The sequence below is a fragment of the Bacillus sp. FSL R5-0593 genome (genome assembly GCF_038603755.1).
GTDB classification, from domain to species: domain Bacteria; phylum Bacillota; class Bacilli; order Bacillales; family Bacillaceae; genus Bacillus; species Bacillus velezensis.
This window is the reverse complement of record NZ_CP152011.1, coordinates 2724200-2745626: the sequence shown is the minus strand read 5'-3', so window position 1 is coordinate 2745626 and position 21427 is coordinate 2724200. Positions and strand designations below refer to the sequence as shown.

General features: G+C 46.6%; 21 protein-coding genes. 20 read left to right on the top strand and 1 reads right to left on the bottom strand.

The genetic code is table 11. From position 1 onward, the window contains the following. The first annotated feature begins 86 nt into the window (after positions 1-86). The 9 genes from lepA (at position 87) to mtaB (ending at position 11151) form a co-directional block, all read left to right on the top strand. Positions 87-1922 (top strand): translation elongation factor 4, encoded by a 1836-nt coding sequence (lepA, locus tag NYE36_RS13485; RefSeq protein WP_014418416.1) that lies wholly within the window; start codon positions 87-89, stop codon positions 1920-1922. 59 nt (positions 1923-1981) lie between these two features. Beyond that, positions 1982-3121 carry a radical SAM family heme chaperone HemW gene (gene hemW, locus NYE36_RS13480; RefSeq protein ID WP_007408272.1) on the top strand — a complete coding sequence of 380 codons (1140 nt, stop codon included), beginning with the start codon at positions 1982-1984 and terminating at the stop codon, positions 3119-3121. An 80-nt stretch (positions 3122-3201) separates the two neighbouring features. Beyond that, positions 3202-4233: a heat-inducible transcriptional repressor HrcA gene (gene hrcA, locus NYE36_RS13475; RefSeq protein WP_003152889.1), complete on the top strand. Its 1032-nt coding sequence runs from the start codon at positions 3202-3204 to the stop codon at positions 4231-4233. A 59-nt stretch (positions 4234-4292) separates the two neighbouring features. Beyond that, positions 4293-4868, top strand: a complete 576-nt coding sequence (gene grpE / locus NYE36_RS13470; RefSeq protein WP_003152892.1) for a nucleotide exchange factor GrpE — start codon at positions 4293-4295, stop codon at positions 4866-4868. Positions 4869-4892: 24 nt separating this feature from the next. Further along, on the top strand, positions 4893-6731 hold the full coding sequence (gene dnaK / locus NYE36_RS13465; protein WP_094032235.1) for a molecular chaperone DnaK: 1839 nt from the start codon (positions 4893-4895) through the stop codon (positions 6729-6731). A gap of 185 nt (positions 6732-6916) precedes the next feature. Then, the gene (dnaJ, locus tag NYE36_RS13460) at positions 6917-8044 is read left to right on the top strand and encodes a molecular chaperone DnaJ (protein WP_003152895.1); all 1128 of its coding nucleotides are present in this window, start codon (positions 6917-6919) and stop codon (positions 8042-8044) included. A 23-nt stretch (positions 8045-8067) separates the two neighbouring features. Beyond that, positions 8068-9003, top strand: coding sequence for a 50S ribosomal protein L11 methyltransferase (gene prmA, locus NYE36_RS13455; RefSeq protein ID WP_053573184.1), 936 nt, complete (start codon positions 8068-8070; stop codon positions 9001-9003). 22 nt (positions 9004-9025) lie between these two features. Then, positions 9026-9796, top strand: a complete 771-nt coding sequence (locus NYE36_RS13450; protein ID WP_015417848.1) for a 16S rRNA (uracil(1498)-N(3))-methyltransferase — start codon at positions 9026-9028, stop codon at positions 9794-9796. Beyond that, positions 9796-11151: a tRNA (N(6)-L-threonylcarbamoyladenosine(37)-C(2))-methylthiotransferase MtaB gene (gene mtaB, locus NYE36_RS13445; RefSeq protein ID WP_241457560.1), complete on the top strand. Its 1356-nt coding sequence runs from the start codon at positions 9796-9798 to the stop codon at positions 11149-11151. Before NYE36_RS13450 ends, mtaB begins: the two co-directional genes overlap by 1 nt. A 37-nt stretch (positions 11152-11188) precedes the next feature. On the opposite strand, the gene NYE36_RS13440 is transcribed toward mtaB, so the two are convergent. Further along, entirely contained in the window at positions 11189-12115 is a 927-nt protein-coding gene (locus NYE36_RS13440) for a Na/Pi symporter (RefSeq protein WP_113766759.1), read from the bottom strand. A 171-nt stretch (positions 12116-12286) separates the two neighbouring features. Here NYE36_RS13440 and rpsU point away from each other — a divergent pair, with 171 nt between their 5' ends. From rpsU to NYE36_RS13385, 11 genes are all read left to right on the top strand, one after another. Then, a complete protein-coding gene (gene rpsU, locus NYE36_RS13435) occupies positions 12287-12460 on the top strand; it encodes a 30S ribosomal protein S21 (protein ID WP_003152957.1) in 174 nt (57 codons plus the stop codon). Between the two features lie 14 nt (positions 12461-12474). Further along, a complete protein-coding gene (locus NYE36_RS13430) occupies positions 12475-12921 on the top strand; it encodes a GatB/YqeY domain-containing protein (RefSeq protein ID WP_007408278.1) in 447 nt (148 codons plus the stop codon). A 122-nt stretch (positions 12922-13043) separates the two neighbouring features. Then, entirely contained in the window at positions 13044-14360 is a 1317-nt protein-coding gene (locus tag NYE36_RS13425) for a nodulation protein NfeD (protein ID WP_061860719.1), read from the top strand. Between the two features lie 24 nt (positions 14361-14384). Next, a complete protein-coding gene (floA, locus tag NYE36_RS13420) occupies positions 14385-15377 on the top strand; it encodes a flotillin-like protein FloA (RefSeq protein ID WP_007408280.1) in 993 nt (330 codons plus the stop codon). Positions 15378-15404: 27 nt separating this feature from the next. Beyond that, positions 15405-15839 (top strand): hypothetical protein, encoded by a 435-nt coding sequence (locus NYE36_RS13415; protein ID WP_015417844.1) that lies wholly within the window; start codon positions 15405-15407, stop codon positions 15837-15839. 56 nt (positions 15840-15895) lie between these two features. After that, a complete protein-coding gene (gene yqfC, locus NYE36_RS13410; protein WP_003152966.1) occupies positions 15896-16177 on the top strand; it encodes a sporulation protein YqfC in 282 nt (93 codons plus the stop codon). Positions 16178-16194: 17 nt separating this feature from the next. After that, positions 16195-17379: a sporulation protein YqfD gene (gene yqfD, locus NYE36_RS13405; protein WP_039254437.1), complete on the top strand. Its 1185-nt coding sequence runs from the start codon at positions 16195-16197 to the stop codon at positions 17377-17379. 3 nt (positions 17380-17382) lie between these two features. Then, a complete protein-coding gene (locus NYE36_RS13400; protein WP_007408283.1) occupies positions 17383-18342 on the top strand; it encodes a PhoH family protein in 960 nt (319 codons plus the stop codon). A gap of 80 nt (positions 18343-18422) precedes the next feature. After that, complete coding sequence (locus NYE36_RS13395; protein WP_007408284.1) at positions 18423-20555, top strand: HD family phosphohydrolase; 2133 nt, start codon at positions 18423-18425, stop codon at positions 20553-20555. Next, on the top strand, positions 20556-21029 hold the full coding sequence (gene ybeY, locus NYE36_RS13390; protein ID WP_003152973.1) for an rRNA maturation RNase YbeY: 474 nt from the start codon (positions 20556-20558) through the stop codon (positions 21027-21029). Next, positions 21010-21384 (top strand): diacylglycerol kinase family protein, encoded by a 375-nt coding sequence (locus NYE36_RS13385; protein WP_003152974.1) that lies wholly within the window; start codon positions 21010-21012, stop codon positions 21382-21384. Before ybeY ends, NYE36_RS13385 begins: the two co-directional genes overlap by 20 nt. The last annotated feature ends 43 nt before the right edge of the window (positions 21385-21427 follow it).

The window sequence follows — 21427 nt, the reverse complement described above, 5'->3', positions numbered from 1 at the left end:
CTTTCTTGTTTTAATTGAATGTTTACAATCCTATTGATATAATCTAAGCTAGTGTATTTTGCGTTTAATAGTAGGAGTGATAGATTGTGACAGATAAAGAAAAGCGTTTAGAGAGGCAGTCAAGAATCCGGAATTTCTCCATCATCGCCCACATAGACCACGGCAAATCGACCTTGGCGGATCGGATTTTAGAAAAAACATCGGCGATCACCCAGCGGGAAATGAAAGAACAATTGCTTGATTCAATGGACCTTGAACGCGAACGGGGAATTACCATCAAATTAAATTCCGTTCAGCTGAAATACAAAGCAAAAGACGGAGAAGAATATATATTTCATCTCATCGACACGCCCGGACACGTCGACTTTACATATGAAGTATCGCGAAGCCTGGCTGCCTGTGAAGGCGCGATTCTCGTTGTTGATGCGGCTCAGGGAATAGAAGCGCAGACATTGGCGAACGTCTATCTGGCGCTTGATAATGATCTTGAGATTCTTCCTGTCATTAATAAAATCGATCTCCCGAGCGCAGAGCCAGAACGTGTGCGTCAAGAGGTTGAGGACGTTATCGGCCTTGACGCTTCAGACGCCGTCCTCGCTTCAGCGAAAGCGGGCATCGGCATCGAAGACATTTTAGAACAGATCGTAGAAAAAGTGCCGGCTCCCGCGGGAGATCCGGAAGCTCCGCTGAAAGCGCTCATCTTTGACTCGCTTTATGACGCGTACCGCGGAGTCGTCGCGTATATCAGAGTCGTAGAAGGAACGGTCAAACCGGGCCAGAAAATTAAAATGATGGCAACCGGAAAAGAGTTTGAAGTGACAGAAGTCGGTGTGTTCACGCCGAAAGCAACTCCGACAGATGAACTGACTGTCGGCGATGTAGGCTTTTTAACTGCTGCGATCAAAAATGTCGGTGACACACGCGTCGGTGACACGATAACAAGCGCGGCCAATCAGGCTGCCGAAGCATTGCCTGGGTATCGCAAGCTGAACCCGATGGTGTATTGCGGTTTGTATCCGATCGATACGGCCAAATACAATGATTTAAGGGAAGCTCTTGAGAAGCTTGAACTGAATGACTCATCGCTTCAATATGAAGCAGAGACATCCCAAGCGCTCGGATTCGGTTTCCGCTGCGGATTTTTAGGTATGCTTCACATGGAAATCATTCAGGAGCGGATTGAGCGTGAGTTTAAAATCGACCTGATCACGACCGCGCCGAGCGTTATTTATGACGTTTATATGACGGACGGCGAAAAGGTTGTTGTTGACAACCCGTCCAACATGCCTGACCCACAAAAGATCGAAAGAATCGAGGAGCCGTATGTAAAAGCGACAATGATGGTGCCGAACGATTATGTCGGTGCGGTGATGGAGCTTTGCCAAGGAAAACGCGGCAATTTTATCGACATGCAATATTTAGACGCAAATCGTGTCAGCATTGTCTATGACATGCCATTAGCGGAAATCGTATATGAATTTTTTGATCAGCTGAAATCAAGCACAAAAGGCTACGCGTCCTTTGATTACGAACTGATCGGCTACAAACCGTCTAAACTCGTCAAGATGGACATTATGCTGAACGGAGAAAAAATCGACGCCCTTTCATTTATCGTGCATCGCGATTACGCGTACGAACGCGGAAAAGTAATTGTAGAAAAACTGAAAGAGCTCATTCCGCGCCAGCACTTTGAAGTACCGATTCAAGCGGCGATCGGCCAGAAAATCGTGGCCCGCTCTACCATTAAAGCGATGCGTAAAAACGTATTGGCTAAATGTTACGGCGGAGACATCTCGCGGAAACGGAAGCTTCTTGAAAAACAAAAAGAAGGAAAACGCCGGATGAAGCAGGTCGGCTCAGTAGAAGTGCCGCAGGAAGCGTTTATGGCCGTTCTTAAAATGGATGACAGCCCGAAAAAATAACGGAAGCCGCCGCAGCCCCGCGCTGCGGCTTCTTTCTGTAAAGAAGAAGGTGTTTCAAAATGAAATCAGCTTATATTCATATTCCGTTTTGTGAGCATATCTGCCACTATTGCGATTTCAATAAATATTTTATTCAGAGCCAGCCTGTCGATGAGTACTTAAACTCACTCGAAAAGGAAATGATAAATACAATAGAACGGACGGGACGCCCTGATCTCCGCACGATTTTTATCGGGGGAGGCACGCCGACATCGCTCTCACCCGTCCAGCTGGAAAAATTGATGGATTCCATTCACCGCGTGCTGAAGCCTTCTGACGGACTCATAGAATTTGCCGCGGAAGCGAATCCGGATGATTTGTCTCCGGAAAAATTAAAAATCCTGAAAAATGCCGGTGTCAACCGGCTGAGCTTCGGTGTTCAAACCTTTGAAGATGAGCTTTTACAAAAAATCGGCAGAGTGCATAAACAAAAGGACGTATTCACTTCCTTTGAACGTGCGAGGGCTCTCGGCTTCGACAACATCAGTCTCGATTTGATGTTCGGCCTGCCGGGTCAGACGCTGGCTGATCTTGACAATTCCGTCAAAACAGCTTTGTCTCTTGATGCGGAGCACTACTCCGTTTACTCGCTGATCGTAGAGCCGAAAACGGTGTTTTATAATTTAATGCAAAAAGGCCGCCTGCATCTCCCGGCGCAAGAACAAGAGGCCGAGATGTATGAAACGGTCATGAGGCAGATGAGTGAAGCGGGCATCCGTCAATACGAGATCAGTAACTTTGCAAAGCCCGGATACGAGTCCCAGCATAATCTGACGTATTGGAGCAATGAAGAGTATTTCGGTTTTGGCGCAGGCGCTCACGGATATATCAGCGGCACGCGCACCGTCAACGCCGGGCCTGTGAAACATTACATGCAGCTCATCGAAGAAAAGGGGCTGCCTTACCGTGACACGCACGAGGTGACACGTGAGGAGCAGATTGAAGAAGAAATGTTCCTCGGTCTCAGAAAAATGTCCGGCGTACAAAAGCAAGCTTTTCTCGATAAATTCGGACGCTCGGTCGACGAACTGTTTCCCGATGTTCTCAAAGATTTAACCGAAAAAGGCCTGATCTGTGACACGGAAGAATCGGTTGCATTAACGCATGAGGGCAAATTATTAGGAAATGAGGTTTTTGGCGCTTTTTTGGGTGAGTTATAATTGACATTTTTCTTTTGGTTTGTTACTTTTGATATAGAATTAGCACTCGCTGACCTTGAGTGCTAACAGGGGTGATGATGATGTTAACAAATCGTCAGCTGTTGATCCTGCAAGTGATTATTAATGATTTTATACAATCAGCGCAGCCTGTAGGATCAAGAACTCTTTCAAAAAAAGACGAGATTACATTCAGCTCTGCAACGATCAGAAACGAGATGGCTGACTTGGAGGAATTGGGCTTTATTGAAAAAACCCATTCATCCTCAGGACGGATTCCGTCGGAAAAAGGGTACAGGTATTATGTCGATCATTTGCTGTCACCCGTCAAGCTGACAAAAACCGATCTGGATTTAATTCACTCGATATTTAAAGAAAAAATCTTCGAGCTGGAAAAAACAGTCCAAAAATCAGCGCAAATCCTGTCCGACCTGACAAACTACACATCGATTGTCCTCGGGCCGACGCTGAGCGAGAACTATCTTAAACAGATTCAAATCGTTCCGATCCAGCCGGATAAGGCGGTCGCCATCCTCGTCACGAACACGGGGCATGTCGAAAACCGCACCATCAATTTCCCGGCTAAAGTGGATTTGGCCGATATTGAAAAACTGGTCAATATACTAAACGATCGATTAGCGGGCGTGCCGATGGACGAACTGAATGAGCGCATTTTCAAAGAGGTTGTCACATATTTAAGGCAGCATATCGCCAACTATGACAGCATACTTGAATCGCTCCGCTCCACATTCCATCCGGCGGCCCACGTTGAGAAATTGTTTTTCGGCGGAAAGATCAACATGCTGAATCAGCCGGAGTTCCATGATATTGAAAGGGTCCGCTCGCTCTTATCTTTAATTGAAAAAGAGCAGGATGTTCTGAAGCTGTTTCAGTCATCAAAAGCCGGGATTTCAATCAAAATCGGGAAAGAAAACGACTACGAAGAAATGGAAAACTGCAGCTTAATCACGGCCACCTATACAGTTGATACGAAGCAGATCGGATCAATCGCGATTATCGGGCCGACGCGCATGAATTATTCAAGAGTCGTCAGCCTGCTGCAGCATGTGACTTCGGACTTGTCAAAAGCATTCACAAGTTTGTATGATGAATAAGGGAATTTTGGCAATCATTTTCAGTCATCTTTTTACAGCATTTGAGGGAGGTGAACACAATGTCAGAAGAAAAACAAACCGCAGAACAGGTTGAAGCAGCAGAACAAGAAGAAGTGACAGAACAGGCAGAACAAGCCGCTTCACAAGAGCAGCATGAAGAAACGGCAGGTCAGGAAGAAGCCCTTCAGCACCAAATTGATGAATTGCAGGGTTTGCTTGATGAAAAAGAAAACAAGCTTTTGCGTGTTCAAGCAGACTTTGAAAACTATAAACGACGCAGCCGCCTTGAAATGGAAGCTGCTCAGAAATACCGTTCTCAAAACGTCGTAACGGAAATCCTTCCGGCGCTCGACAACTTTGAACGGGCGTTACAGGTAGAAGCTGAAAGCGAGCAGACAAAAAGCTTGCTGCAAGGTATGGAAATGGTCCGCCGCCAGCTGATGGACGCACTTGAAAAAGAAGGCGTTGAAGCCATCGAAGCTGTCGGTCAGGAATTTGATCCGAACCTTCACCAAGCCGTCATGCAGGTGGAAGATGAAAACTTCGGCAGCAATATTGTTATCGAAGAATTGCAAAAAGGCTACAAACTGAAGGATCGCGTCATCCGTCCTTCAATGGTAAAAGTGAATCAATAACTACATAGCAGGAGGTAATTCAAAGTGAGTAAAGTAATCGGAATTGACTTGGGTACGACAAACTCATGTGTGGCAGTGCTTGAAGGCGGAGAGCCTACAGTTATCGCCAACGCTGAAGGAAACCGTACGACTCCGTCAGTCGTTGCATTTAAAAACGGCGAGCGCCAAGTAGGGGAAGTGGCGAAACGCCAATCCATCACAAACCCTAACACAATCATGTCTGTCAAACGCCATATGGGTACTGACTATAAAGTGGAAATCGAAGGAAAAGACTACACGCCTCAAGAGGTGTCAGCTATTATCCTTCAGCATCTGAAAGCATATGCTGAAAGCTACCTCGGCGAAACAGTTTCAAAAGCCGTTATCACGGTTCCTGCATACTTCAACGATGCGGAGCGCCAAGCGACAAAAGATGCCGGTAAAATCGCCGGTCTTGAAGTAGAACGTATTATCAACGAGCCGACTGCAGCAGCGCTTGCATACGGACTTGATAAAACGGACGAAGACCAAACGATTCTTGTTTACGACCTTGGCGGCGGTACGTTTGACGTATCTGTTCTTGAACTTGGCGACGGCGTGTTTGAAGTCCGTTCAACTGCCGGTGACAACCGTCTTGGCGGGGACGACTTTGACCAAGTCATCATCGATCATCTCGTAGCAGAATTCAAAAAAGAAAACGGCATTGATCTTTCAAAAGACAAAATGGCGCTTCAGCGTTTGAAAGATGCGGCTGAGAAAGCGAAAAAAGATCTTTCCGGCGTTGCATCTACACAAATTTCTTTACCATTTATCACAGCGGGAGAAGCAGGTCCTCTTCACCTTGAGCTGACACTGACCCGCGCTAAATTCGAAGAGCTTTCCGCTCACCTTGTTGAGCGCACAATGGCTCCTGTCCGTCAGGCTCTTCAAGATGCGGATCTTTCTGCGAGCGAAATCGACAAAGTTATCCTTGTCGGCGGATCAACACGTATTCCAGCCGTACAGGAAGCAATCAAAAAAGAAACGGGTAAAGAAGCGCATAAAGGCGTAAACCCTGATGAAGTTGTAGCGCTGGGTGCAGCGATTCAAGGCGGCGTCATCACGGGAGACGTAAAAGACGTTGTTCTTCTTGACGTTACACCGCTTTCTCTTGGTATTGAAACAATGGGCGGCGTGTTCACAAAACTGATCGACCGCAACACGACAATTCCGACGAGCAAGTCTCAAGTATTCTCAACTGCAGCTGACAACCAAACGGCTGTTGACATTCACGTGCTTCAAGGTGAGCGCCCGATGTCTGCCGACAACAAAACGCTCGGCCGCTTCCAGCTTACTGATATCCCGCCTGCACCGCGCGGCGTACCGCAAATCGAAGTTTCTTTCGATATTGACAAAAACGGTATCGTAAACGTAAGAGCGAAAGATTTAGGCACAGGAAAAGAACAAAACATTACTATCAAATCTTCTTCAGGTCTTTCTGATGATGAGATCGAACGCATGGTAAAAGAAGCGGAAGAAAACGCTGACGCTGATGCGAAGAGAAAAGAAGAAATCGAAGTCCGCAACGAAGCTGACCAGCTTGTGTTCCAAACGGAAAAAACATTAAAAGATCTGGAAGGCAAAGTGGACGAAGAGCAAGTGAAAAAAGCAAACGACGCGAAAGACGCGCTGAAAGCCGCTATCGAGAAAAACGAAATTGAAGACATCAAAGCGAAAAAAGATGAGCTTCAAACAATCGTTCAAGAGCTTTCTATGAAGCTTTACGAAGAAGCGGCGAAAGCGCAGCAGGCTGAAGGCGGAGCAAACGCTGAAGGCAAAAAAGCGGACGACAACGTTGTCGATGCGGAATACGAAGAAGTAAAAGACGACGAAACGAAAAAATAAGTTCTTTCCCGCATGGCTATAGGCGGAAGAACACACAGCATATTCTGATTCAACAGACAGAAAGTCAAAGTCAGGCATCTCTTGGCTTTGACTTTTTTTCTTGCCCGGGATAAAAGGAATTGAAAAAACATAATTCAAAATGATACAATCTAATTTATGTGAGAAATTCGGGAGAGTGAAGCGAGATGAGTAAGCGTGATTACTATGAAGTGCTTGGGGTAAGTAAGAGCGCTTCAAAGGATGAAATCAAAAAAGCCTATCGGAAGCTTTCAAAAAAATATCATCCTGATATCAATAAAGAATCCGGAGCAGATGAAAAATTCAAAGAGGTAAAAGAAGCGTACGAAGCGCTCTCAGACGACCAAAAACGCGCTCAATATGACCAATTCGGCCATACAGACCCTAACCAGGGATTCGGCGGCGGTTTCGGAGGCGGCGGAGACTTCGGCGGCTTCGGTTTCGATGACATCTTCTCAAGCATCTTCGGAGGCGGCACGAGACGCCGTGACCCGAATGCGCCGCGGCAAGGCGCGGATCTGCAGTATACAATGACCCTGTCATTTGAAGACGCGGCATTCGGGAAAGAAACGATCATTGAAATTCCGCGCGAAGAGAATTGCGAAACATGTAAAGGATCTGGCGCGAAGCCGGGAACAAAGCCGGATACGTGCTCGCACTGCGGAGGTTCAGGCCAGCTGAACGTCGAACAGAACACGCCGTTTGGCAAAGTGGTTAACCGAAGAGTCTGTCACCACTGTGAAGGAACAGGAAAAATCATCAAAAACAAGTGTTCTGACTGCGGCGGCACGGGCAAAGTGAAAAAACGGAAAAAAATCAATGTCACGATTCCTGCCGGTGTGGATGACGGACAGCAGCTGCGCGTTCCGGGCCAAGGTGAACCGGGCGTAAACGGAGGGCCTGCGGGAGATCTGTTTGTCGTATTCCATGTGCGCGCCCACGAGTTCTTTGAGCGCGACGGAGACGATATTTATTGCGAAATGCCGTTAACGTTTGCGCAAGCGGCACTCGGAGACGAAGTGGAAGTGCCGACGCTTCACGGAAAAGTGAAATTGAAAATACCTGCCGGCACACAAACAGGCACGAAATTCAGATTAAGAGGCAAAGGCGTTCAGAACGTCCGGGGCTACGGACAAGGCGACCAGCACATTGTCGTCCGCGTCGTCACACCGACGAATCTGACAGACAAACAAAAAGACATCATCCGCGAGTTCGCTGAAGTCAGCGGAAACCTGCCGGATGAACAAGAAATGAGTTTCTTTGACAAAGTAAAACGCGCATTTAAAGGCGAGTAATGATTGGATAGGAGTTGGTAGTTTTGAAATGGTCCGAAATCAGCATTCACACAACACATGAAGCGGTCGAACCCATCTCAAATATTTTGCATGAAGCTGGTGCGAGCGGGGTTGTCATCGAAGATCCGCTTGATTTAATGAAAGAGCGTGAGAATGTTTACGGGGAAATCTACCAGCTCGACCCCAATGATTACCCCGATGAGGGTGTCATTGTCAAAGCGTATCTGCCGATCAACAGTTTCCTCGGCGAAACGGTGGACGGCATTAAAGAGACGATTAATAATCTGCTTTTGTACGACATTGATTTGGGCAGAAACACAATCACCATTTCTGAAGTTAATGAAGAAGAATGGGCGACAGCTTGGAAAAAGTATTATCATCCTGTGAAAATTTCTGAAAAGTTCACGATCGTTCCCACTTGGGAAACGTACACACCTGTTCATACAGATGAACTGATTATCGAAATGGATCCGGGTATGGCATTCGGTACGGGAACGCATCCGACAACCGTTCTGTGCATTCAGGCGCTTGAGCGTATCGTTCAAAAAGGCGACCGTGTCATTGATGTCGGCACCGGTTCAGGAATTTTAAGCATCGCGGCCGCCATGCTTGAGGCCGAATCGGTTCATGCGTATGACCTTGATCCGGTCGCTGTTGAAAGCGCGCGTCTGAATGTGAAATTGAACAAAGTGAGTGATGCGGCCGAAGTGAAGCAGAACAATTTGTTAGACGGCATCACGGGCGAACATGATGTCATTGTCGCAAATATTTTGGCGGAAGTGATTCTCCGCTTTACATCACAGGCGTACGACCTGCTCAAAGACGGAGGCCATTTTATTACTTCAGGCATTATCGGCCAGAAAAAACAGGAAGTAAAAGAAGCGTTGGAAAAAGCCGGCTTTACCATCATAGAAATTCTGTCTATGGAAGATTGGGTCAGCATCATCGCGAAAAAATAACAGTTAGTAGGTGTCACAGCGTATGCAACGATATTTTATCGAGCTCACGAAGCAGGAGATGGACGAAACTCCCGATTTTCAAATCACGGGGGAAGACGTCCACCATATAGCGAACGTCATGAGAATGAGTGCGGGCGGCCGGATTATCTGCTGTTCGAAAGACGGCCATGAAGCGTTATGCCTGCTTAAAGAGGTTTCTAAAGATCATATATCATGCAGCATTGCTGAGTGGACGGGTGAAAACCGTGAACTGCCGTTAAAAATCAGGATCGCAAGCGGCCTCCCGAAAGGCGATAAGCTTGAATGGATTATCCAAAAAGGGACCGAGCTGGGGGCAAGTATGTTCATCCCCTTTCAGGGCGCCAGATCCGTCGTTAAGCTAGATGACAAAAAGGCAAAGAAAAAGCGGGAGAGATGGGCGAAAATCGCGAAGGAAGCGGCGGAGCAATCGTACCGCAATGAAATTCCCGAAGTGAAAACCGTTCATACGTTCCGGCAGCTGCTTGAAATGGCGGAGAATGTCGATAAATGTGTCGTTGCATACGAGGAGTCATCAAAGCAGGGAGAAACGGGCGCTTTCGCTGCGGAGCTCAAAAGCCTTCCGCAAGGTTCGTCTCTTTTAATCGTATTCGGCCCTGAAGGCGGTCTGACTGAGTCTGAAGTTCATCAGCTTTCAGAAAAAGGCGCCGTCTTATGCGGCCTCGGACCGAGAATTTTACGGACTGAAACTGCGCCTCTTTACGCGTTAAGCGCAGTTTCCTATCATACAGAGTTATTAAGAGGTGATCAGTAATGGCAACTGTTGCTTTTCATACCCTTGGCTGCAAGGTCAACCATTATGAAACAGAAGCAATCTGGCAGCTGTTTAAAGATGCGGGTTATGAACGAAAAGAATTCGAACAGACAGCAGATGTATATGTCATTAATACATGTACGGTAACAAACACGGGAGATAAAAAAAGCCGTCAAGTCATCAGACGGGCGATCCGCCAAAATCCTGACGGCGTCATCTGCGTAACAGGGTGCTATGCGCAAACCTCTCCGGCGGAAATTATGGCCATCCCGGGTGTTGACATCGTCGTCGGCACGCAGGATCGTGAAAAAATGCTCGGTTACATTGAGCAGTACAGGGAAGAGCGCCAGCCGATCAACGGCGTCGGCAATATTATGAAAGCACGCGTGTTTGAAGAGCTGGATGTTCCCGCTTTTACTGACCGTACAAGAGCGTCGTTAAAAATCCAAGAGGGCTGCAACAACTTCTGTACGTTCTGCATTATCCCTTGGGCGCGTGGCCTGCTTCGTTCCCGCGATCCGGAAGAAGTCATTAAACAGGCGCAGCAGCTGGTGGATGCCGGCTATAAAGAAATCGTCCTGACGGGGATTCATACGGGCGGCTACGGCGAAGATATGAAAGATTATAATTTCGCCAAGCTTCTCCGCGAGCTTGATACACGTGTAGAAGGACTGAAGCGGATCAGAATTTCATCTATTGAAGCAAGCCAAATCACTGATGAAGTGATTGAAGTGCTGGATGAGTCTGATAAAATCGTCCGTCACCTTCATATCCCGATTCAGTCAGGATCAAACACCGTTCTGAAACGGATGAGACGCAAATATACGATGGAATTTTTCGCGGACCGTTTAAATAAGCTGAAAGAAGCGCTGCCGGGTCTTGCCGTCACATCTGATGTCATCGTCGGTTTCCCGGGAGAAACGGAAGAAGAATTTATGGAAACATACCGGTTCATTAAAGAACATAAGTTTTCAGAGCTTCACGTATTCCCTTACAGCAAACGCACCGGAACACCTGCGGCCAGAATGGAAGACCAGGTTGACGAGAACGTGAAAAACGAACGGGTGCATAAGCTGATTGCGCTGTCTGACCAGCTTGCAAAAGAATACGCCTCCGATTATGAAGGAGAGGTTCTGGAAATCATTCCTGAAGAGACGTTTAAAGAGTCTGATGAAGACGGCATGTTCGTCGGCTATACGGACAATTACATGAAAGTCGTCTTCAAAGGCACGGAAGATGTAATCGGCAAACTTGTCAAAGTCAAAATTCAAAAAGCGGGCTATCCGTATAACGAAGGACAATTCGTCCGCGTCGTTGAGGATGAAATGACCCGAAACATGCGCATGTCTTCATAACAGATAAAAAAACCGGTGCTTTCCCGCATCGGTTTTTTTACGGTTTCGGAGGAATCAGCCTGTCAATCAGCCGGTAAAACAAATGTGTGAACGGCAGAAACAATAAGGCGGTGACTACGTTAAATAACAGGCTGAAATGCGCAATCATCTGCGCGGGATCATCAGACAGGCGCTCCGTAAAATCTGCTGATGCGGACAGGAAGGGAAATACGAGCAGCACGCCGAGAATATTAAACACAACGTGAGCACCGGCGGTCTGTCTGGCGGCATAACCGCCTGAAACAGCAGCCATGACGGCCGTGACGCATGTCCCGATATTAGATCCCAGAACGACGCTGACCGCTTGTTCAATGCCGATCACCCCTTCGTTCATAAAACTCATCAAAATGCCGATGCAGACGGAGCTTGAATGAATGATTGCCGTCAATATCATGCCGATAAAAAGAGCGGACCAGCTCGAATCATTCACATGTCGCAAAACCTCCGCCCCCGCCTTCATTTCTGTCAGCGGAACGGCGAGCCGGCTGAAGCATGTGATGCAAAAAAAGATGATGCCGAGACCGAGGAAGCTTATGCCGATCTGCCTGAACGGATATTTACGGAGGAGGATAAACACAAGGCCTCCGATAAAAAGCACCCAAATGAGCACATCCATCTTTATGGCTAAAAACTCCGTCGTAAACGTGGAGCCGACATTCGTGCCGAGAATCATCGGAATGGTCCGTTTAAAAGATAAAGCGCCTGCGCTGACAAAGCCGATGACAATGACCATGAAGGCTGAGCTGCTCTGAAGAAAACCGGTGAATACGATGCTTATGAGAAAAGCTTTCAAAGGGTGGTCGGTAAATAAGAGCAGGCTCTTCTCAATTTTTGAATACGTTAAGGCGATCAGGCCCTGCCTGAGCAGGCTCATTCCGAGTAAAAAAACCAGGATAAGTGCGGTAAAGAGAATCAGTATCATCAAACGAAACACCCCTTTCCATCATTATATAGACAAGCAGCCTTATTCATGACGGAAAAGTGAGCTCGCTTAGTTGACCTGACTGATGGCTTATATTATAATGTCAAAGTACATGTTTATATATGTATCTTTTTAAAGGTAGTCGATTGGTGTATTCGGAGGGAGGGAAAGAGAATGTCAAAAACGGTCGTTAGAAAAAACGAATCGCTTGAAGATGCTCTTCGTCGCTTCAAACGCAGTGTATCAAAGACAGGTACTTTGCAAGAAGCAAGAAAGCGCGAATTTTATGAAAAACCTAGCGTAAAGCGCAAGAAAAAGTCAGAAGCTGCTAGAAAACGCAAATTCTAAAAGAGGGTGGATTTATGAGTCTTCTTGAGCGACTTAACCAAGATATGAAGCTGTATATGAAAAGCCGTGAGAAAGACAAACTGACTGTCGTTCGAATGGTGAAAGCTTCACTTCAAAACGAAGCAATTAAGCTTAAGAAAGACAGTTTGACCGAGGATGAGGAACTTACTGTCCTATCTCGTGAACTTAAGCAACGTAAAGACTCCCTCCATGAATTTTCAAACGCTAATCGTTTAGATTTAGTAGATAAAGTTCAAAAAGAGCTGGACATTTTAGAAGTTTATTTACCGAAGCAGCTTTCTGAAGAAGAGCTGCAGACAATCGTAAATGAAACCATCGCTGAAGTCGGTGCGAGCTCCAAAGCGGACATGGGCAAAGTGATGAGTGCTATTATGCCTAAAGTAAAAGGTAAAGCTGACGGCAGCGTAATTAACAGACTTGTCAGCAGTCAATTATCTTAATTGACAAGAAAAAAGACATCTTTCCTTGAGAGATGTCTTTTTTTATACATAAAAAAATGAAACTAAAGTACATTTGTTACGTATATAAAGAAGAACGAAACGGGAAGGAGGGTATATTTGCCTTGTTCCGAAAAAAAACCGGAATTGCTGTTGCTCTATTGGGCTTATTTGTATTATCTTTATTAGGGGTTCAATTGAACGCGAAAGCTGATCACCCATCGGTTTATGTCATCCCGGTTGAGAAAAATGTCGAACAGGGGCTCGCCTCGTTTTTATCGCGTTCTTTCAAAGAAGCGAAGGAGTCCGGCGCGTCACACATTATTCTTGACATCAATACACCGGGAGGCGCCGTTCAATCAGCCTTGGATATTGCGGATATCATCGGCCGCGCGGATGTGCCTGTTACCGCTTACGTTAATAAACGGGCGCTTTCTGCCGGAGCGTATATAGCGCTCCAGGCAGATGAATTCTATATGGCGCCGGGCGGAAAAATGGGTGCCGCAGCCATCATCGACGGAAAGGGAAACGCGGCAGACAAAAAGGCCCAATCACTGTGGCATGCAGAAATGGAGGACGCAGCGGTTAAAAACAACCGAAATCCGAAATACGCCCTGGCCATGGCAGATCCCGCCATTAATGCAAAGGAAGCGGGCGCCCCAAAGGGAAAACTGCTGACACTGACAGCTGAAAAAGCCAAGGAAGTCGGATATTCGGAGGGCACGGTTTCAGACCTTGATGCTTTATATACAAAGCTCGGTTTTGACAAAGCGGATGTTCACCATGCAGAAGAAGGTTTCGTCGGCAAACTGGGCAGATGGCTGACAAATCCGTTTGTTGTCCCCGTCTTATTAACGCTTGCTTTGCTTGGTTTGACCATTGAATTGTTCTCGCCGGGCCTCGGGATACCGGGTGCCGTCGGACTGACGGCCATGCTGCTGTTTTTCACCGGGCATATCGCTGCCGGATTCGCCGGCTATGACAGCGTATTCTTATTTTGCGCGGGCTTGGTTTTTATCCTTTTAGAGATATTTCTGCCCGGAGGCATAATCGGTCTTATCGGTATTGCAGGCGTCATCGCGAGCCTCTTTCTCGCTGCGGGCAGCTTTACCGTAATGGCGGTTTCTCTCTTGATCGCCATTGCTGTGTCTATTACAGCCTTTATCATATTAACAAGGGTGTTGGGGAAACGAATGAAATTCTTTAAAAAATTAATATTAACTGATTCAACAAGCACGGAGAGCGGTTATGTTTCAAATCAGAACCGGACGGAGCTGTTGGGAAAAGTCGGCGTTACCGCTACAGCCCTCAGACCGTCAGGCACCGTCATAATTGATGATGAACGTCTGGATGTCGTCTCGGAAGGATCATTCACTGAAAAAGACAGACAGGTGAAAGTAGTGAAAGCGGAAGGCTCACGCATTGTCGTGAGAGAAATATAGATGATAACCTTGAGGAGGAATTAGATGGAACTGTCAAGTTTGGCGATTTTAGCATTAGTTGCTGCTGCCATTATTGTGTTAGCCATATTCTTCACCTTTGTACCGGTGATGCTATGGATTTCGGCGCTTGCGGCAGGAGTCAGAATCAGCATTTTCACTTTGGTCGGGATGAGGCTGCGGCGCGTCATACCAAGCCGCGTTGTCAATCCGTTAATTAAAGCGCACAAAGCCGGCCTGTCCGCAACAACAAATCAGCTCGAAAGCCATTATCTGGCCGGAGGTAATGTCGACAGGGTGGTCAATGCCCTGATTGCGGCACAGCGCGCCAATATTGAGCTGTCATTTGAACGCTGCGCAGCCATTGACCTGGCCGGGCGTGACGTATTGGAAGCCGTACAGATGAGCGTCAATCCGAAGGTCATTGAAACACCGTTTATCGCGGGTGTCGCCATGGACGGAATTGAAGTAAAAGCAAAAGCCAGAATCACGGTAAGAGCCAATATTGAGCGCCTTGTCGGAGGAGCGGGAGAAGAGACGGTTGTCGCCCGTGTCGGAGAAGGGATTGTCTCGACAATCGGTTCTTCACACAATCATAAAAAAGTGCTTGAAAACCCTGATATGATTTCGCAGACCGTACTTGGCAAAGGGCTGGATTCAGGCACCGCATTTGAAATTCTTTCGATTGACATCGCCGACGTTGATATCGGCAAAAACATCGGAGCGATTCTTCAGACGGATCAGGCAGAAGCAGACAAAAACATTGCGCAGGCCAAAGCCGAAGAGCGCCGCGCCATGGCGGTCGCCCAAGAGCAGGAAATGCGCGCTCGCGTAGAAGAAATGCGTGCGAAAGTCGTAGAAGCAGAAGCCGAAGTGCCGCTTGCGATGGCAGAAGCGTTGCGTGAAGGAAACATCGGCGTCATGGACTATATGAACATAAAAAATATCGACGCGGATACGGACATGAGGGATTCTATCGGCAAGCTGACGAATGACCAGCAAGATGAAGACCAACAATAACCTCTCTATTAAGGAGGGAGCCGCTATATGCACGAGATTCTGACAAATCCGCTCGTCATTGCCGCCGTCATCGGCATTATATCGGCAATATTCGGCAAGAAAAACAAAGATGAAAAACGTCCGCCGGGTACACGTCCCGGAAATCAGGCAAAAAAGCAGGATCAAAAACAGCCGCAGAAAGAGCATAAGCCAAAAGCGGAAGAATTGCCTGCCGTTTCAGAAGAGAACCCTTTTGAGCAAAAAAGAAGGGAAGCTGAAAAGCGCCTAGCGGAGACGGAGCAGATGTTTAACGGGCTCGAACATAAGCTGACATCCGCACGCGCACGAAACGCGTCTCTGAAGAAATCAGCCCTCAAAATAAATAAAGAAACTGCGGTCCAAGGCATTATATTCAGTGAGGTTTTGGGTCCGCCCCGTGCAAAAAAACCGCACCGGACCATGCGGAACATCGGTAAAAAATAAAGTGTTAGAACCCCTTTTCAAATCATACATATGAGATGAAAGGGGGTTCTTTTTTTATGGGGCAAAGAAAGAATCGTGTAAAGGCATGGCTGACAAGAGCATTGGAAATTCCCCCGGACGTTATGATGGATCTGCCTCGTATTACGATGGTCGGCAGGCTTCATATCTACATAGAGAATCACAGAGGCCTCCTGCTGTTCAGTGAAGAAGAAGTCAGGCTGATGCTCAAGCAGGGGCAGTGTATCATATCAGGAAAAAACTTGGTCATTAAGGCAATCCTTCCTGAGGAAATCCTTTTGGAAGGCACGATAGATCACGTACGATATGTCGATTCATAAAGCCGGGGGGAAATAATGTGAAAAACAAATGGCTGTCATTTTTTTCGGGTAAAGTCCAAGTGGAAGTCAAAGGAAAAGGGATTGAACGGCTGCTGAATGAATGCACGAGAAACGGAATCGCCATCTTTGCGGTGAAAAAAAAGCAAGACTGTGTTCTGCTGATGATTCAGCTTCAAGATGTACATGCTTTCAGAAGAGTCATCAGAAAACATGAATGCAAAGCAAGCTTTACAAAAAGAAAGGGTCTTCCCTTTCTGCTTCTCAAATCAAAATTAAACCTGGGCTTCACTGCGGGATTTGTGATATTTTTTGTTATATTGTTTCTTTTGTCAAACATGATTTGGGACATTGATATTAAAGGGGCCAAGCCAGAGACCGAGCATCAGATGGTAAAGCATCTGGAAGAAATCGGTGTGAAAAAAGGCCGTTTGCAATTTTTAATGATGACGCCGGAGAAAATTCAAAAATCATTAACAAACGGCATCGATAATATTACGTGGGTCGGTGTGGAATTGAACGGGACAGCCCTTCATATGAAAGTGGTCGAAAAGAACGAACCGACAAAAGAAAAGTACGTAAGCCCCCGCCATATCGTTGCCAAAAAGAAGGCGGTCATCAAAAGGATGTTCGTGCAAAAGGGGCAGCCGATGGCTTTTGTGAACGATCATGTTGACAAAGGACAGCTCCTCGTCTCAGGACTGATCGGAAATGAAGACCGGAAAGTCGCCTCAAAAGCGGAAATTTACGGAGAAACATGGTACAAGTCAGAAGTAACCGTGCCCCTTGAAACATCATTTACGCTATATACGGGTAAAGTAAGGACGAAGCACAAGCTGTCTTTCGGATCATGGGGCGTTCCTTTTTGGGGCTTTGAATTTAATGAGAAGCCGCTGAAACATCCGAAAACAGAGGAAGAAAAGCATCCGTTTCAATTTCTGGGGATGAAGCTTCCGGTTTCTTACGTTCAAGAACAGACAAGAGAAAGTGAAACATCCGTGCGGACTTATACGAAAGGCGAAGCGGTTCAGGCCGGTATCAAAATGGGAAGACAAGATGTAGAAAAGCGATTAAACGGCAGCGGAGAGGTGGAAAGTGAAAAAGTTTTGCACCAATCCGTTGAGAATGGTAAAGTAAAGTTGATTATTCTCTACCAAGTTATAGAAGATATCGTTCAAACCACACCTATTGTTCAGGGAGACTAAAGAATGGCAGAACATTTACTTGCGATTAATCACAAACTGAAAAGCCCGGACGAAGCACTTTCTTTGTTCGGCAGCCAAGATGCCTTTTTACATTTAATGGAGAAGGATCTGGGCATTAGCCTCATCACACGCGGTGAAACCATTTACGTTTCCGGGAATGATGAAACATTTGAGATCGCTGACAGATTATTGGGCTCGCTCCTTACTTTAATTCGCAAGGGGATCGAGATTTCGGAACGTGATGTGCTGTATGCCGTGAAAATGGCAAAAAAAGATGAACTGGACTATTTTGAAAGCATGTATGAAGAGGAAATAACGAAAACGGCAAAAGGCAAACCGATCCGTGTCAAAACCATCGGCCAAAGAGAATATGTGGCGGCGATGAAGAAAAACGACATGGTGTTCGGCATCGGGCCGGCGGGAACCGGCAAAACTTATTTGGCGGTCGTAAAAGCGGTGCATGCTTTAAAAAACGGCCACATTAAAAAAATCATTTTAACAAGACCCGCTGTGGAAGCCGGCGAGAGCCTCGGTTTTCTGCCCGGAGATTTAAAGGAAAAAGTAGATCCTTATCTGCGCCCGCTGTATGATGCGCTCCATGATGTGCTCGGAAGCGACCATACGGAGCGTCTTATGGAAAGAGGGGTTATCGAAATCGCCCCGCTTGCCTATATGAGAGGGCGGACGCTTGACGACGCGTATGTGATTCTTGATGAAGCCCAGAATACCACTCCCGCTCAAATGAAAATGTTTTTGACGAGATTGGGTTTTGGCTCTAAAATGATCATTACGGGCGACGTAAGCCAAATTGACCTGCCGAAAGGCGTCACATCGGGACTTGCAGTAGCGAAGGACATGCTGAAGGACGTAAACGGCATCTCCGTGATTGAACTTGACCAGACAGATGTGGTCAGGCATCCGCTTGTTGCAAAAATTATTGAAGCTTATGATAAGCAAAAGTAATGCAAAAATGACCCGATCTCCCGTTATCGGGTCATTTTTATATGATGTGTTCCTGATGTTTCAGGGAGGAGGTTCTTGTTTTGAAAAAGAAGGGAAAGGGCAAAAGCGCCCGGGAACGGTTCCGCAGTTTCAGACATGCCCGCTCAGCCCATGTGCTGCTGTACCTGCTGCTTTCAGCGATCATGTTTGGTTTGCTCTTTATTCATGTAAAACCTGAATCACTTAATTTGGATTTGTTTGCAGTCAGTGATAAAACGATTTACGCGCCCGCCACAGTGGAAGATCAGCAGGCGACGGAATCGAAAAAACAGGCGGCCGAAGATGCGGTGGAAGATCAATACACTCTGAAAAAAGGCTATACCGACAACCGGCTTGACCTGATCACTTCCATTTTTGACAGTATCGGCGAAGTGAAAAAAGATGCGGAAAAAGACAAAAAGTCACCTTCGGAAAAATCACTGGTAAAATCGGTGAAAAACAAGCTGACACAGGATGTCAATGAATCCGTCTCGGAAGATGCCATTAAATCGCTTCTCCATGCAAACAATGAAGATTTCTCATTTGTGAGGGATTCCGTCATTACCGCGGTGAATACGGTGATGAGCAGTGAAATTCCTTCTGAAAAGCTTGCTGAAGCGAAGGATAAGGTCGCAAAAGAGCTGAAAAGCGCTTCTGTGCCGTCAAAATATTTAGCGGCTGCGACTGAAATCGGAAAATACGCGGTCATCCCGAATTACGTTTTTGATCCGAAAGCGACCGATGAAAAACGCCAGGAAGCGTCAGACAGCGTCCAGCCGGTACAGATCAAACAGGGACAGGTTCTCGTGGAAGAGAATGATCTGATTGACCGGGAAGTATACAGGAAGCTTGAACTGACGGGTCTTTTGAATAATTCCAACCTGTTAAAACCGATCAGCGGTCTCCTTCTGATGATCGGCCTGTTTATTGCCACGCTTGTCTACTATTTTGAGAAACAGCAGCAGGAGCTTAAGCTGAAAAATAAATCTCTTTTGCTGTTTTCTATCATTACAACGCTTATTCTCGTCATTATGGAAGTCGTCAGTCTCTTTCAGAAGATTGAATACACCAATATCGGCTATCTTGTGCCGATCGCCGCCGGCGCGATTTTAATCAGGCTGCTGCTCAATGAAAGGCTCGCCATTTTAGGAAGCATCATTCTGGCGATCTGCGGCAGTATGATGTTTAATCAGGGTGTGACGGGAACATTTAATTACGTCATCGGCATTTACTATTTAATCAGCAGCATTTCAGGCATTCTGTTTTTGGGAAAACATAATGCGAGATCAAAAATATTGCAGACGGGACTGTTCGTCTCATTTATTAATATGATTATCGTGCTGTCGCTTTTATTAATACAAAATACGGCGCTGTCACCGGTTGAAATCGGAACGCTGATGCTGATGGGGGTCGTCTCGGGACTTGCTTCATCCGTTTTGATTATCGGTCTGATGCCGTTTTTTGAGACGGGATTCGGCATTCTTTCAACAATGAGGCTGATTGAACTGTCTAATCCGAATCATCCCCTGCTTCGAAAGATTTTAACGGAAACACCCGGTACATATCATCACAGCGTCATGGTGGCAAATCTGTCGGAAGCGGCTTGTGAAGCCGTAGGGGCAAACGGTCTTTTAGCACGGGTCGGAGCGTATTATCACGATCTCGGCAAAACGAAACGTCCGCAATATTTTATTGAAAATCAGATGAATATGGATAATCCGCATGACAAGCTGTCTCCTCAGCTCAGCAAAAATATCATTATCGCACATACGACAGACGGTGCGAATATGCTCAGAAGCTATAAGTTTCCGAAAGAGCTTGTGGATATCGCGGAGCAGCATCACGGAACGTCCCTTTTAAAATTCTTTTATTATAAAGCGAAAGAAAAGGGCGACCAGATTACAGAGAAAGAGTTCCGCTACCCGGGGCCGAAGCCGCAATCGAAAGAAGCGGCTATTATCTCAGTGGCCGACAGCGTTGAAGCCGCCGTCCGTTCCATGCATAATCCCAATCCCGAGCGGATCGAAAAACTGGTGCGGGGAATTATATCCGATAAGCTTCAGGACGGACAATTCTCAGAATGTGATCTCACGTTCCGAGAACTGGATACGATCGCAAAAACACTATGTGCGACTTTAAAAGGAATTTTCCACTCCCGGATTGAATATCCGGAGGCTACGAAGAAGGTGAAATAAATGGGTTTACTCATAGATATTGTTGATGAAACGAACAGCGTCTCAGCTGATGCGCTCCAAGAAGTGGAGAAGCTGCTCCAATTCGCGGCGGAAAAAGAAGGCGTTCAGGACCAGGCTGAAGTATCGGTCACGATTGTGACAAATGAGGAAATCAGAGAAATCAACAGAGACTACCGGGGAAAAGACACTCCGACTGACGTCATTTCGTTTGCGCTTGAAGAAGAAGGCGAAGACGAGGTTGAAATCGTAGGCGCCGACATGCCGCCTGTTTTAGGAGATATTATCATCAGCGCAGACAGAACGAAAGAGCAGGCGGAAGAGTACGGCCATTCGTTTATGAGGGAGCTCGGTTTTCTGGCCGTGCACGGCTTTTTGCATTTGCTTGGCTATGATCACATGACAAAAGAAGAAGAGGAAGAAATGTTTTCAAAGCAAAAGGATTTGCTGGATGAGTATGGACTCACGAGATCATAAAAACGAGTGGAGCAGGTTCCTGAAGAGCTTTGTCCATGCATGGAGGGGAATCTGGAAAACGGCGCGGTCAGAGCGGAATTTTCAATTTCATATTACCGCGGCCTGCGCCGTTATCGTTTGCGGTTTTCTCACCGGGCTGAGCACAGCCGAATGGGCCGTTGTTTTGGTGCTGATCGGAGGAATGCTTGCTTTGGAGCTTTTAAATACGGCGATAGAGCATGTTGTGGATTTAGTTACCGATCAGTATCACCCGCTCGCAAAAGCGGCAAAGGACGCGGCCGCCGGAGCCGTTTGCGTCTTTGCCGTGATATCGTGTATCATTGGTTTACTCATCTTCTTGCCGAAGATATGTTAGCAGAAGATTCTTACAATTATTTTACATTGCCAAAAATGGGCGT